13 protein-coding genes are annotated in these 13,551 nt (G+C 70.8%); 7 read left to right on the forward strand and 6 right to left on the reverse strand.

The genetic code is table 11. The features are described 5' to 3' along the window. Nucleotides 1–30: 30 nt before the first annotated feature. From IT072_RS06285 to IT072_RS06300, 4 genes are all read left to right on the forward strand, one after another. Nucleotides 31–924: an ADP-dependent NAD(P)H-hydrate dehydratase gene (locus tag IT072_RS06285; RefSeq protein ID WP_223360101.1), complete on the forward strand. Its 894-nt coding sequence runs from the start codon at nt 31–33 to the stop codon at nt 922–924. Between the two features lie 22 nt (nt 925–946). Continuing rightward, nucleotides 947–2,290, forward strand: coding sequence for a hypothetical protein (locus tag IT072_RS06290; protein ID WP_223360102.1), 1,344 nt, complete (start codon nt 947–949; stop codon nt 2,288–2,290). After that, a complete protein-coding gene (locus IT072_RS06295; protein ID WP_223360103.1) occupies nt 2,287–2,592 on the forward strand; it encodes a thiamine-binding protein in 306 nt (101 codons plus the stop codon). The genes IT072_RS06290 and IT072_RS06295 overlap by 4 nt, the downstream gene beginning before the upstream one ends. Before the next feature lie 114 nt (nt 2,593–2,706). After that, nucleotides 2,707–3,984, forward strand: coding sequence for an MFS transporter (locus IT072_RS06300; RefSeq protein WP_223360104.1), 1,278 nt, complete (start codon nt 2,707–2,709; stop codon nt 3,982–3,984). A 37-nt stretch (nt 3,985–4,021) separates the two neighbouring features. Here the strand turns inward: IT072_RS06300 and IT072_RS06305 are convergent, their stop codons facing one another. From IT072_RS06305 to metX, 4 genes are read right to left on the reverse strand one after another with little or no spacing between them, the layout of a single operon-like run. After that, complete coding sequence (locus tag IT072_RS06305; RefSeq protein ID WP_223360105.1) at nt 4,022–4,675, reverse strand: response regulator; 654 nt, start codon at nt 4,673–4,675, stop codon at nt 4,022–4,024. 36 nt (nt 4,676–4,711) lie between these two features. Next, a complete protein-coding gene (locus tag IT072_RS06310) occupies nt 4,712–5,920 on the reverse strand; it encodes a hypothetical protein (protein WP_223360106.1) in 1,209 nt (402 codons plus the stop codon). Continuing rightward, nucleotides 5,917–7,083, reverse strand: a complete 1,167-nt coding sequence (locus tag IT072_RS06315; RefSeq protein WP_223360107.1) for a sensor histidine kinase — start codon at nt 7,081–7,083, stop codon at nt 5,917–5,919. Before IT072_RS06315 ends, IT072_RS06310 begins: the two co-directional genes overlap by 4 nt. A gap of 15 nt (nt 7,084–7,098) precedes the next feature. Beyond that, the gene (gene metX, locus IT072_RS06320) at nt 7,099–8,304 is read right to left on the reverse strand and encodes a homoserine O-acetyltransferase MetX (protein ID WP_223360108.1); all 1,206 of its coding nucleotides are present in this window, start codon (nt 8,302–8,304) and stop codon (nt 7,099–7,101) included. Between the two features lie 127 nt (nt 8,305–8,431). Between metX and IT072_RS06325 the strand changes: the two genes are divergently transcribed. Continuing rightward, the gene (locus tag IT072_RS06325) at nt 8,432–8,932 is read left to right on the forward strand and encodes an NfeD family protein (RefSeq protein ID WP_223360109.1); all 501 of its coding nucleotides are present in this window, start codon (nt 8,432–8,434) and stop codon (nt 8,930–8,932) included. A gap of 3 nt (nt 8,933–8,935) precedes the next feature. After that, nucleotides 8,936–10,471: a flotillin family protein gene (locus IT072_RS06330; RefSeq protein ID WP_223360110.1), complete on the forward strand. Its 1,536-nt coding sequence runs from the start codon at nt 8,936–8,938 to the stop codon at nt 10,469–10,471. A gap of 42 nt (nt 10,472–10,513) precedes the next feature. Here IT072_RS06330 and IT072_RS06335 read toward each other — a convergent pair whose 3' ends face one another. Together IT072_RS06335 and IT072_RS06340 are read right to left on the reverse strand one after the other, a co-directional pair. Next, on the reverse strand, nt 10,514–11,251 hold the full coding sequence (locus IT072_RS06335) for a potassium channel family protein (protein WP_223360111.1): 738 nt from the start codon (nt 11,249–11,251) through the stop codon (nt 10,514–10,516). A 3-nt stretch (nt 11,252–11,254) separates the two neighbouring features. Further along, nucleotides 11,255–12,031 (reverse strand): SDR family oxidoreductase, encoded by a 777-nt coding sequence (locus IT072_RS06340; protein ID WP_223360112.1) that lies wholly within the window; start codon nt 12,029–12,031, stop codon nt 11,255–11,257. 123 nt (nt 12,032–12,154) lie between these two features. On the opposite strand from IT072_RS06340, the gene IT072_RS06345 reads away from it, so the two are divergent. Then, nucleotides 12,155–13,477, forward strand: coding sequence for a bifunctional o-acetylhomoserine/o-acetylserine sulfhydrylase (locus IT072_RS06345; RefSeq protein WP_223360113.1), 1,323 nt, complete (start codon nt 12,155–12,157; stop codon nt 13,475–13,477). Nucleotides 13,478–13,551: the final 74 nt, after the last annotated feature.

Genomic DNA, 13,551 nt, shown 5'->3' on the forward strand with positions numbered 1-13,551 from the left:
GAGAACCTATCGTTGAGGGGTGGAGGTGCGATGAACGAGGTGCGCGGGACGCAGGTTCGGCAGTGGGGCGAGGCGGACTCCGCGGGATGGATCGCCGTCCCGGCGGAGGACAGCGACAAATACTCCCGCGGGGTGCTCGGGGTCGTCACCGGCTCCGACCGCTACCCGGGCGCGGCCGTGCTGGGCGTCGAGGCCGCCGCTCGCACGGGGGTGGGGATGGTCCGCTACCTCGGCGCGCCGCGGCCGGCGGAGGAGGTGCTGCGGCGCCGCCCGGAGACGGTGTCGGCGGGCGGACGCGTACAGGCCTGGCTGATCGGCTCGGGGATGGACGCGAGCGCGCCTCCCTCCGACGACCTCCTGCGGCTGCGCGCGGCGCTCGCCGACGGCACGCCCGTCGTCGTGGACGCGGGGGCGCTCGACCTGGTGCGCTCCTCCTCCGCGCCGGTCGTCGTCACACCGCACTACCGGGAACTGGCCGGAATGCTCGCGGCCCGTGCCGACGACGACTCCGATGCGGTCACCGCCGCCGAGATCGCCGCAGACCCGGCCGCATGGGCGGAGCGCGCCGCCCGCAGCCTGGGGGTCACTGTGCTCCTCAAGGGGCACACCACGCACATTGCCGTGCCGTCCGGCTCCCGTTATACGGTGAGCGCCGGACCGGCCTGGCTCGCGACCGCGGGCAGTGGGGATGTGCTGGGCGGCATCCTCGGTGCGCTGCTCGCCACCCACGCCGACGAGATCGGATCGGGCGGTCACGAGGCCCTCGCCGCGCTCGCCGCCACCGCCGCGTGGGTGCACGGGCGCGCGGGGGAGCGTGCCTCCGACGGCGGCCCCATCGTCGCCCTCGACATCGCCGAGGCCGTCCCCGCCGTGATCCGCGATCTTCTCAGGGAGCGCGGCCGTGCTCCCAGGGGCGGAGCCTGAGGCATCCCCTAGGATGAGCGGCATGGGGATGGACGCGCCGCCGATATCGGCGTCGACGACTCCGGAATCCGCCCCCGGCGGCCTCCGCCGGGCGCTCTCCCATGCGCTGGCGCTCTGGATCGGGTTCCTGCTCGTCCACCTCGTCATCGGGGCGCTCGCCCTGCACCAGGGCAAGGGCCTCGGCGACGTGTACTTCGTCTACAAGCCGTGGGCGCTGATGGCCGCCCAGGGGACCGAGATCGTCGGGGTGAACGCCGATTGGGTGTACCCCTTCGGGGCGCTGGTGCCCATCATGCTGCCGCTGCTGCTCGGGGCGGACAACTACGTGGGCGGCTGGCTCACCCTCGTCCTGCTGCTCGACGCGGCCGCCTTCGCCGCGCTCGTCGTCGGCCGTGACCGGCGCCGCATCGTCGCCGCGTGGTGGTGGCTGGGCTTCCTGCTTCTGCTCGGCCCGGTAGCCGTCGGCCGGCTCGACTCGGTCGCCGCCGCGCTTGCCATCGTCGGACTGCTGTGGCTCGCCGTGCACGAGCGCGCTGCGGTCGTCGTGCTGACGGTCGCCACGTGGATCAAGGTGTGGCCCGCCGCCGTGCTCGTCTCCGCGGTCGTCGCGCTCAAGAGCCGCTGGCACATCGTCGTGGTCGCCCTCGTGACCACCGCCGTCATCGTCGCCGTCCCGCTGATCTTCGGAGCCGGGATGCACCTGGCGAGCTTCATCGCGATGCAGACCGGTCGTGGCATCCAGATCGAGGCGCCGATCAGCACCTTCTGGATGTGGCAGGCCGCCTTCCACGTGCCGGGTGCTGCCGTGTACTACGACCGAGAGCTCGTCACGTTCCAGGTGAGTGGAGCCGGCACAGAGCTCGCGGGCTCCCTGATGAACCCGCTGCTCGCGATCACCGGGGTGGTGGTCGCCCTGCTCGGCGTGCGCGCGCTCCACCGCGGGACGCCGTACACGCGGATTCTGCCCGAGCTGTCGCTCGCCATCGTCACGGCACTGATCGCGTTCAACAAGGTCGGGTCGCCGCAGTACGTCACGTGGCTGGCCGCCCCGATCGTGATCGGGCTGGTCTACCAGGGCAAGGGCTTCCGCACCCCCGCGATCCTCGTCCTGATCACGGCCGGGCTGACCCAGGTCTTCTACCCTTTCCTGTACGACTGGCTGCTCATCCCCGATCCGGGCCTCGTCGCCGTGCTGACGGTGCGCAATCTGATGTACTTCGTGATCCTGGGCTGGGCGATCGCAGCGCTGTGGCGGACGCGTCACGCCGCCGAGGCCGTGTACGACACCGTCCCGACCCGCGTCTGGCCGTTCCGCGCTCCCGTCGCCCCGGTGGCAGGAGCGGCACTACGAGAGGAGACACCATGATCGTCGCGTTCTCCGTCGCACCGAGCGGCGGCCCGGGCGGTTCCGATTCCGTGCACGACGCTGTCGCCGCCGCCGTCCGCGTCGTCCGCGAATCGGGCCTCCCCAACCGCACCTCGTCGATGTTCACCGAGATCGAGGGGGAGTGGGACGAGGTGATGGATGTCGTCAAGCGCGCCACCGAGGCCGTCGGCGCCTACGGCTCCCGCGTCTCCCTCGTGCTGAAGGCGGACATCCGCCCCGGTCACACCGGCGAGCTCGACGGCAAGCTGGAGCGCCTCGAGGCCGCGCTCGACGCCCAGTAGGGCTCCCGTCCGCCGAGGTTCACGTTATTGCGCCTATCCCGGCGTCGTGAGCGCAACCACGTGAACCTCAAGGTGTGTACGTCGGGTCGAAACGATTCGATATATGCTGTCGGAGTGAATCCCGGAATCGACGGGCCGACGCAGCTGTCGTCGGCCCGTACTCGTCTTGCGCTGCTGGCCCTCGCCCTCGGCGGGTTCGGCATCGGCTCCACCGAGTTCGTCGCGATGGGGCTGCTGCCCAATATCGCGCACGACCTCCTGCCGCAGCTGTACGCCGCGTCGTCCACCGACGCGATCGCGCAAGCGGGATGGATCATCTCGGCGTACGCGCTGGGCGTCGTCGTCGGCGCGCCCACCATCGCGGCCGTCGCGGCGCGGCTGCCGCGCAAGAGGCTGCTCCTCTGGCTGCTGGTCGCGTTCACGCTCGGCACGATCGCCTCCGCCCTCGCTCCGACGTTCGGGACGGTGCTGGTCGCCCGATTCGTCTCCGCCCTGCCCCACGGCGCCTACTTCGGCATCGCGTCGCTCGTCGCGGCGTCGCTCATGGGGCCGGGCAAACGCGGGCAGGGCGTGGCCTTCGTGCTCTCCGGGCTCACGATCGCCAATGTGATCGGCGTCCCGTTCATCACGTGGGTGGGCCAGACGACGAACTGGCGCATCGCCTACCTCGTGGTCGCGGCGATCTTCGCGCTGACGTTCGCCGCCGTCGCCTTCCTGGTGCCATGGCAGGCCGGCGACCCGAAGGCGACCCTGCGCAACGAGCTCCGCGCGTTCGGGCGCCTGCAGGTCTGGCTCGCGCTGCTGATCGGTGCGATCGGATTCGGCGGATTCTTCGCGGTCTACACGTACATCTCCCCGATGGTGACGACAGTCACCGGGCTGTCCGAGTCCGCGGTGCCCCTGGTGCTCATCCTGATCGGCATCGGCATGACCGTCGGCAACATCCTGGGCGGCCGGATGGCGGACCACAGCGTCGAGCGCAGCATGATGCTGTTCTTCGCCGTGCTTCTGGTCGGATTGGCGGCATTGTTCTTCTCGGCGGCGACGCTCGCCGGGCTGCTGATCTCGGTGTTCGTGATCGCGGCGGCGGCCTCGGCGCTGTCGCCGACCATCCAGACCCGTCTGATGGACGTCGCGCACGACAGCCAGTCGATCGCGGCGGCGCTCAACCACTCGGCGCTCAACATCGCCAACGCGTCGGGCGCGGCCCTCGGCGGCCTGACGATCGCCGCCGGTCTCGGCTATCTGTCGCCGGTCGCCGTGGGCGCGGTGCTCGCTGTCGCGGGCATCGTCCTCGCAGTGATCTCGTTCGGCATCGATCGCTCCCGCGTCCACCGCGGGGTGGACACCGGCGTCGTGCACGCGCAGCGTCCCACGGTCCCGATCGACTGAGCGCCGTGACGGCGGAACGGGGCGCCCGGTCCGAGGGTCAGTCGTTCTGGAGCAGGATGCCGTCCTGGATGGCGCGCTTGCGCAGGGCGACCTTGGTGCCGACGTCGTAGCCGGCCACACGGTACTTCTCGCGGATGCGCTTGAGGTAGCTCTTGGCGGTCTCGTCCGAGATGCCGAGCTGGAACGCGACCGCCTTCACGGGTTCGCCCGCGCCGTAGAGAGCCATGACCCGACGCTCCTGGGCGCTCAGCTTGGGCGCGCCCCCGACCTCGCCGGCGTTGAGCGCCAGGTCGAGCTCTGCCGAGATGAACGACTCGCCGGTGCTGGCGGCGCGGATCGCCTCGACGATCATCTCGGCATCCTCGCTCTTCACGAGGTAGCCGAGCGCACCGGCGGCGAGGGCCTCGCGCACCACGGCGGGCTCGGAGTACGTGCTCATGAGCACGGTGCGCACGCCGGTCGTCTTGAGGGTCGACAGTTTGAGCGAGACGGGGATGTTGTCTTTGAGATCGAGGTCGAGCAGCACCACGTCCACCGGGAACTCCGGATGGGTCAGCAGCTCGGGCCAGCTGGCGACGGCCGCGACCATGTTGATGTCGTCCGCGGCGTTGCGGATCCATTCTGTCAGAGCACCGAGCAGCATCTTGTGATCGTCCACGATGGCGATTCTGATGGGGGGAGCCTCGCTCACGAGCAGCCTCTCTTCGGTTCTGATGCGGTCGGCCGGTCAGGTCGGGTCGGCCGTGGCGTCGCTGACGGTCGTGATGTCGATCCGGAGCGTCGAGCCCGAGAACGACTCGACGAATCGACCCACTTTACGGATAGCTTGCCACGCTGCGGGGTCTACCCCGTTTCGCGGCACACCGGTAGTCGCGATCGAGATCGTCATCCTCGTGCCGGACGTGGGAGCGCCCGGCTGCTCGACCGCGGGGCGGGAGAGGTCGAGCGACAGGCTGCGCGCCTGGCCGGCGCCCGCCCGGACCGGGTCGCTGATGAGCAGCCAGACGGCGGTGAGGAGGCCGTCGCGCTGGTCGCGGGTCAGACCGGCCGCGAGGCCATCCGGATCGCTGAGCATCACGGTCGGACCGAGCAGGGCGGACTCCGTGACGGCGTGGTAGAGCCAGGTCTCCTTTCGGCCCTGGATGAGGTGGAGGCGCAGCTCGGTCGCGATGGTGGCCGCGGTGTCGGCGGTCGCCTCATCGAGCGGAAGCGGGGTGCGGCCCGTTGCGACCCCGTCGAGGAGGCGCTCGGCGGCGAGGTCGAGACGGGCGAGCTCCTCGGAGGCCATCATCCCGACCGCGTAGCCGGGGGACGACACGGTGCTCTGCACTTGCACGAGGTCGAGCTCCAGCTGCACGAGCGTGCGCAGGGAGCGGATGATCTGCACGCTGATCAGGGGAGGGCCGACGGCGATCGCTATCGTCACGGCGCCCGGGCCGAGCATCCGGATATCGCCCTCGGAGCGCACGACCAGTACGGCGGCGAGCACCAGCCCGAGTGCTGCGGAGACGATCACGATGTCACGGGGCGGGCGCACCGGCACGCAGAGCAGGAGCGACGGTCCCACCGCGGCCGCGGCGGTCAGCGGCACCCAGGCGCGCGAGGAGGTGCCGGCGATGTCGAGGGCGACGGCGGCCGCCCACAGCACCAGCGCGCTGACGAAGAGCCAGAGCGGGAGCTCCTCCGGGAGCCGGAAGCGGAGCACGAGCGCGGCGACGAGCGTCGCCGCGATGAGCGCCCACGCCGAGATCCCCAGCGGCAGCACCGGATACGCGCTCAGGTTCAGCACGAAGAGGACGAGCAGGAACGCGATGAGCGCCAGCGATGCGATGTTGAAGCCGAGATCGAGCCGCGCGCGGCCGAGGGCGTCGCGCTCGTCGCCGCCCGGCCGGCCGAGCGGCGAGCGCGGCATGGTGGCCTCGTCGACGCGTCTCACTTCGGGACCTCCAGCACCACGGTCGTCCCGCTGCCGGGGGAGGAGAAGAGCCGGGCGTTGCCCCCCACGTCGCGCAGTCGCGCGACGATCGACTCCGTGTAGCCCAGCCGGCCCTCCTCGATGGTCGCGACGTCGAAGCCCTTGCCCGCGTCGGTGACCATGGCCCGCACGGTCGTCTCGTCATCCGTGATGGTCACGTGGGCCTCGTTGACGCCGGAGTGACGGCGCACGTTCTCGAGGCACTCCCCGAGCGCGAGCAGGAACGAGTCGAGCACATCGCTGGGCAGCAGCACCTGCCCCGAGCCGTGCCAGTTGACCTCCAGGCCCATGCGGCGGAAGCGCTGCTTCACGGACTCCAGCGTGTTGCCCAGGGTCGACTCCTCCACCGGTTTCAGCCGGTAGTCGCCGGAGCGCGTGGGGTCGGGTGTGAAGCCGAGGCGCAGCTGGCGCAGCAGGGCGGCGTCCTCCGCCGCCTGCTCGCGCAGGGCGGCGACGCTCACGCCGACACCCGAGTGGGCGAGCAATGTGAGAGTCGCGAGCACCGTGTCGTGCAGCAGCCGGGCTCCCTGGCGGCGGCGCGCCTCCGTCTCGCTGGCCTGGCGTTCGACGCGGTACGCGCGGCTCATCGTCGAGATGCGCTTGAGCGTGCGGGGGACGGTGCGTGACAGCCACACGCCGGTCGCGGTGAGGGCGACCCAGCCGGCGCCGATCAGCAGCAGCGGCTCGGCGAGCCGGGACCCGGTCACGAGCAGGGTCGTGACCGCAGCGGCGACGGTGACGGCGGCGGCCGCGATCAGGAGCGCCAGTCCGGAGCGGGAGGTCACCGACTGCACCGACAAGCAGGCGATGCCGACGGCGCCGACGACGCCCACCGCGCTCAGCGCGGACGGGCCGAGCGGGGTCATCGGCAGGAGGTTCAGCAGGATGATGGCGGTGCCGGCCACCACGATGACGCACATCCAGAGCGCGGAGCGCGCGAGCCCGGCGAGCTGGAACTGCGCGTATGCCAGGCACGCGAGGAGCACCAGGGAGGCGAGGTAGAGGGGCAGAGGCAGGGTTCCCGGGATGCTGAGGCAGACGAGGGCGGTCGCGCTCGCGGTCAGTCCGACGGTGCGGGCCGTCGCGGCGAGGAGCCGATCACGCTCCTTCTGGATGCGCGACATCCTCCTCCGTTCCGCTCAGGACGCGAACAGGCGCCTCAGGTGCTCGCTGACGGCGTCGTCTTCGATCAGGAACCCGTCGTGACCGAAGTCCGACCGGATCACCACAGGAACTCTACCGTCGATCGTGTCGGGCAGGTGGGAGGCGATGACCTCCTGCCCCTCGACCGGGAACAGGCGATCGCTGTCGATCCCGAGCACGAGCGTGCGCGCGGTCACCCGTGCCAGGGCGGCGGCAACGCCTCCCCGGTCGCGGCCGATGTCGTGCGAGTTCATCGCCTGCACCAGGGTGATGTAGCTGTTCGCGTCGAATCGCCGGGTGAACTTGTTGCCGTGGAAGTCGAGGTAGGACTCGACGGCGAAGCGGCCGCCGCCGCCGAGAGGGCTGATGCCGCTCTGCCACGTGCGCTCGAAGCGCGCGTTGAGCTCGGACGGGCTGCGGTAGTTGAGGAGGGCCATGCGGCGCGCGAGGGCCAGCCCCTGCGAGGGGCCGTCGCCGTCGCCGGCGTCGTAGTAGAGGCCGCCGCGGAACAGCGGGTCGGTTCGTACGGCCTCGATCTGCACCGAGTTGAGCGCGATCTGGTCGGCCGTCGAGAACGGGGGAGCGGCGAGCACCGCCAGGCGCTCGACCCGCTCCGGGAACGACACCGCCCACTCCAGAGCCTGCATGCCGCCCATCGAGCCGCCGACGACGGCTGCCCAACGGTCGATGCCCAGCGCGTCGGTGAACGCGGCCTGCGCGTTCACCTGGTCCCGGATGGTGGTGAACGGGAAGCGCGGGCCCCACTCGGCGCCGTCGGGGGCGATGGAGGCCGGTCCGGTGGTGCCCTGGCAGCCGCCGAGCATGTTCGGGACGACGACGAACCAGCGGTCCGTGTCGATCGCCTTGCCCGGGCCGATGATCCCGGACCACCAGCCCGCGGTCTGCTGCCCGGGTCCGGCCGGCCCGACCGCGTGGCTGTCGCCCGTCAGCGCGTGCAGCACCAGTACGGCGTTGTCGCCGGCGGGAGAGAGCTCGCCCCAGGTCTCGTAGGCGATCCGCACGTAGGGGAGGGATTCGCCGCTCTCGAACGCGAACGCCCCGATCCCGGCGAACCGCCTGCCCGCCGGCGGGTCGGTCTCCTTCCACGCGCCGCTGGCCGGAGGCTTGCCGAGCAGCGAGCGCGCCTGGGCCTCCGTGATGAAACTCGACGGGGCCGTGTCGGCGGATGTCTGCCACTCCATGGGTTCATTCTCGCGGAGCGGGAGGGGCGTCCGCGCTCTGTTACGTCGCCAGCGGTGCTGTAGGCTTCCTGGGACTCGGCTTTCAAAACGATGAAAGTCTTTACATGTGTTGCGGGGTGGGCGGATCATGATCGTCTTCTTGATCATCGGCGGCGTGGGGCTGGCCCTGCTGCTGATCTCGATGCTCTTCGGCGAGCTGCTCGACCTGCTCGACGGCGCGCTCTCCGGCACCGGGCTCGGCGCCGGTCTCACGATCTTCGGCGCGTCCGGGCTGCTGGTGCTGGCCAACGACTGGCCGGTCGGCTTCGCGTACCTGATCGCTGCGGCAGCCGGCGTCGTGACGCTCATCGGCGTGCAGCTGCTGGTACGCCGTTTCCAGAGCAGCGAGGACGGCACCCCCTCCGATCCCTCCGACCTCACCGGCGTGACGCGTACGCGCGTGACGCCGAACGGAGGCGAGGTCAGCCTCGACGGGCCCCACGAGCTCGAGGCGCGGCTGGCCTACTCCGATGAGGAGATCCCGGCCGGCACCGTCATCCGGGTGGTGGAATCCCACGGCGCCCGGGTGAAGGTCGCACGGCTCGCGTCCGCCTCCATCCCCGCATCCACCGACCCTGAGAAGGACTGAGACATGAACACTCCCTCCTCCATCGCCGGCATCATCGCGGTCGTCGGCATCATCGTCGCCGTCCTGGCGGTCTTCCTCTTCATCGCCAGCCGGATCCGGCGCGTGGCCCCCAACGAGGCGCTCGTCATCGTCGGCCGCGGCGCCGGGCGCGCGTCGGCCGCAGCGGTGGCATCCGGCGAGCACGAGGGCGGCCAGCGTGTCGTCATCGGCGGCCGCGTGTTCATCTGGCCGATCCTGCAGCAGGGCTTCGCGATCTCGCTCGAACAGCGCCAGATCGGCATCGTGGTCGAGGGCGTCGACGCGAACTTCATCAAGCTGGCCATCCAGGCCAGCGTCAACTTCAAGGTCTCGGGGACGCCGGAGGGCGTCCGCCGCGCCGCGCAGCGCTTCCTCTCGCAGCAGAACTCGCTGACCGAGATCATCCAGCAGTCCCTCGAGGGCTCCCTGCGCTCGATCATCGGCAACATGCCCGTCAAGGACATCATCTCGAACCGCAACGCGCTGTCGGAGGCGGTCGTCGAGGCGACCAAGGTCGACCTCGCCGAGCAGGGCCTCCAGGTCGACCTGCTCAACATCTCCGACATCTCCACGCCGGGCACCAACTACCTCGCCGACCTGGGCCGCGCGGAGGCCGCGCTCGCCAAGCAGAACGCCGAGATCCGCGAGGTCGAGACCGCGCGCGCCAGCGAGTTCGCCCGCATCGACGCCGCCGAGCAGATCGCCGAGCGCCAGAAGGCGCTGAGCCTCAAGCAGGCCACGATCAAGGCCGAGACCGATCGTGCCAACGCCGAGGCGGAGGCCGCGGGGCAGCTCGCGCAGGCCGAGCAGCAGAAGCTGGTCGCGACGCAGGAGCGCGACGCCCTCGCCGAGAAGGCGAAGGTGGAGCAGGAGCGTCTCGACATCGAGGTGCGCAAGCCCGCCGAGGCCGACGCGTACGCGACGGTCCAGCGCGCCCAGGCCGAGCGCGACGCGGCCAACGCCGCCACCGAGGCCGACGCCTACAAGCGCCGCACGATCGCCGAGGCCAACAAGGTCGCCGCCGTGCAGGACGCCCAGGCTGCCGCGGAGTCCGTCCGCCTCGCCGGTGAGGCGGAGCGCGACCGGCAGATCGCGCTCGCCGCCGGTGTGCGTGCGGACGGCGAGGCGCGGGCTTCGGCGATCGAGGCCGAGGGTCTCGCGGAGGCACGGGCCACCGACGCCAAGGCCGAGGCGCTGCGGAAGTTCGGGGAGGCGGGCCTGGCGTCCGAGATCATCGACCGCCTGCCCGAGATCACGCGCGCCGTCGCGGAGCCGCTGGGCAATATCGACAACCTCACGGTCATCAGCACCGAGGGCGCGTCCGCGGTCACCAAGACGATCGGCCAGGTGACGAGCGAGGTGCCGAAGGTCGTCAAAGACCTGACCGGTCTCGACCTGGGGGCGATCCTCGGCTCCCTCGCGGGAGGGGCGCTCGGCGCGACCGCGCTCGGCGCTGCAGCTCCGGGCACCGCGACGCGCGTCGAGCGGCCGACGTCCCCGGCGACGACGGCCGGCGAGTAGCCTCCAGCGACGACGACGACGACGGCCGGCCGGCCGGCGGGACTACCCGTCGGTGTCCGGCCGTGTCGCTTCCCGGGAATCCGCCTCACCCGGGTCTGCGGGCAGCGGCAGCTCGCGGCCGAGTTCGCGCGGGCTCGAGTGGTCGTGGCGGAGGTACTGCGTCCGCTCGTTGAGGAAGGAGACGACCGTGGCGCTAGCGGTGCCGACGATGGCGATGCCGCCGATCATCAAGACCACGGCGAGGACGCGGCCGGTGATCGTCACCGGGTAGAAGTCGCCGTAGCCGACGGTCGCCATCGTGACGCACGCCCACCAGACTGCATCGCCGAAGCTGTGGATGTTGCCGCCCGGCGCGTAGCGTTCGGCGCGGTAGACGGCGAGGGCGATCGTGTAGATGAACATCACGACGAAGGCTCCGGCGATCACCAGCACCCGTCGTCGCACGTGGGCGGGGGAGTCGCCGCGGAAGCCGTGGATACGGCTCAGCCCGGTCAGCAGCCGGAACGGCCGCGCCATCGGCAGAAACACCGAGAGCAGATCGACCTTGTTGCGGCGCACGAAGCGCACCTTGTCGTCGGCGAGCGCGAACCGGATCACGTAGTCGACCAGGAAGAACAGCCAGACAGCCAGGAGAACCCCCACGAGCAGCGCGTGCAGCCACCGTGCCGGGCGCTCGTCGAGGATCTCCCAGCTGTAGGCGATCAGGAAGACGACGCTGGCGACCACGCCGGGCCAGGCGGTCGCCCGCTCCCAGCGCTCGCGCCCGGCGTCGTCGCCCACGCCTCAGCCCTCCCTGACCTGCAGCGGGCCCTTGTGGAAGCGGTACGGGGCGGCCTGGGCGACGGGCTTCACCACGATGAGGTCGAGGTCGACGTGCCGCGGCAGCTCCAGGGCGTGCACGATGGTCTCGGCGATGTCCTCCGCGCTGAGCGGCTCGGGAACGTCCTCATAGACCGCGTCGCGCTTCTCCTTGTCGCCGCCGAAGCGCACCAGGGAGAACTCCTCGGTCGCGACCATCCCGGGCGCGACCTCGACGACCCGGATGGGCTCGCCGTTGAGCTCGAGCCGCAGCACCTCCGTCAGCGCGTGCTGTGCGAACTTCGCGGCGTTGTAGCCTCCGCCGCCGACGTACGCCTGATGGCCCGCGATGGAGGTGAGGTTGAGGATGTCGGCATGGCCGGTCTCGGCCGCGCCCGCCCGCAGCAGCGGCAGCAGCGCGCTGATCACCCGCTTGGTGCCGAGCACGTTGATCTCGTACATCCAGGCCCAGTCGTCGACGCTCGAGCCCTCGACCGAGTCGAGCCCCTTCGCCCCGCCGGCGTTGTTGACGAGGGCGTGCACGCTCCCCGTGGCCGCGAGATGGTCGCGGAGCGCGTCGACGTCGCTCTGCTTCGTGAGGTCGGCGGCGAACACGTCGGCCCCGGTCTGGTCCGCCAGCGCGCGCAGCCGGTCCGCGCGGCGGGCGACGCCCACGACATCCCAGCCCCGCTCGCGGAAGAGGCGGACCGCCGCCGCCCCGATGCCCGAACTCGCTCCCGTAACGACCACACGTCTGCTCATGGATCCCATTCTCACGGGTTACGGCGTGTTTCGGGCGCGTTGCCGCCCTGCGAGGCGCCCTCTACCCTGGCAGGGAGGCGGTGGCAGGGCCGCTCGACGATTTTCACCCGAAGGAGCTACGCCATGACCGACGCCGCTGACTGGCAGTTCGAGACCAAGCAGATCCACACCGGCGCTGCGCCCGACCCCGTGACGAACGCCCGGGCCACGCCGATCTACCAGACCACCTCCTACGTCTTCAACAACGCGGAGCACGCCAAGAACCTGTTCGCCCTCGCGGAGTTCGGCAATATCTACACCCGCATCCAGAACCCGACCCAGGCCGTCGTCGAGGAGCGCGTCGCCGCGCTCGAAGGGGGCACCGGCGCCCTCCTCGTCGCCTCGGGCCAGGCCGCGGAGACGTTCGCGGTGCTGAACATCGCCCAGGCCGGCGACCACATCGTCTCGTCGAGCTCGATCTACGGCGGCACGTACAATCTCTTCAAGTACACGCTGGCCAAGCTCGGCATCGAGACCACGTTCGTCGAGAACCAGGACGACGCCGAGGAATGGCGCCGTGCGGTCCGCCCGAACACCAAGCTCTTCTTCGCCGAGACCATCGGAAACCCCAAGATCAACATCCTCGACATCGCGCTCGTCGCCGACGTCGCGCACGAGGCCGGTGTGCCGCTCATCGTGGACAACACGATCGCGACCCCGTACCTGATCCGCCCGTTCGAGCACGGCGCCGACATCGTCGTGCACTCGGCCACGAAGTTCCTGGGCGGCCACGGCACCGTCATCGGCGGCATCGTCGTCGACGGCGGCCGCTTCGAGTGGTCGAAGAACGTCGAGAAGTTCCCGGGCCTCACCGAGCCGGACCCGTCGTACCACGGCGCCAGCTACACCGCCGCGGTCGGCGACGGGATCGCCTACATCATCAAGGCGCGCGTGCAGCTGCTCCGCGACCTGGGCTCGGCGATCGCCCCGGCCAGCGCCTGGCAGCTCATCCAGGGCATCGAGACGCTCTCGCTGCGCGTCGAGCGCCACACCCAGAACGCGCAGGAGATCGCGGAGTTCCTGGAGGCGCATCCCGACGTCGCCACGGTCAACTACTCGGGCCTGCCCACCAGCCCCTGGTACGCCGCCGCCAACAAGTACGCTCCCAAGGGCGTCGGCGCGGTGCTCTCGTTCGAGCTCAAGGGCGGGGTGGACGCGGGCCGCGCGCTCGTCGACAACCTCGCGCTGTTCAGCCACCTCGCCAACATCGGCGACGTGCGCAGCCTCGTCATCCACCCGGCATCGACCACGCACTCGCAGCTGACCCCCGAGCAGCAGCTCACCGCGGGCGTCACGCCCGGCCTGGTGCGCCTCTCGGTCGGCCTGGAGAACATCGACGACCTGAAGGCCGACCTCTCGGCCGGCCTCGCCGCTGCCCGGTCGGTCGCCGAGGCCGCGCGCGCGTAACCTCCGAGAAGTTCCCGAGACGTGAGTCGTTGCGGGTCCCGGACACTCCGGTCCCGCGACGACTCACGTCTCGT

It is taken from the genome of Leifsonia sp. ZF2019 (assembly GCF_019924635.1).
Lineage (GTDB): Bacteria > Actinomycetota > Actinomycetes > Actinomycetales > Microbacteriaceae > Leifsonia.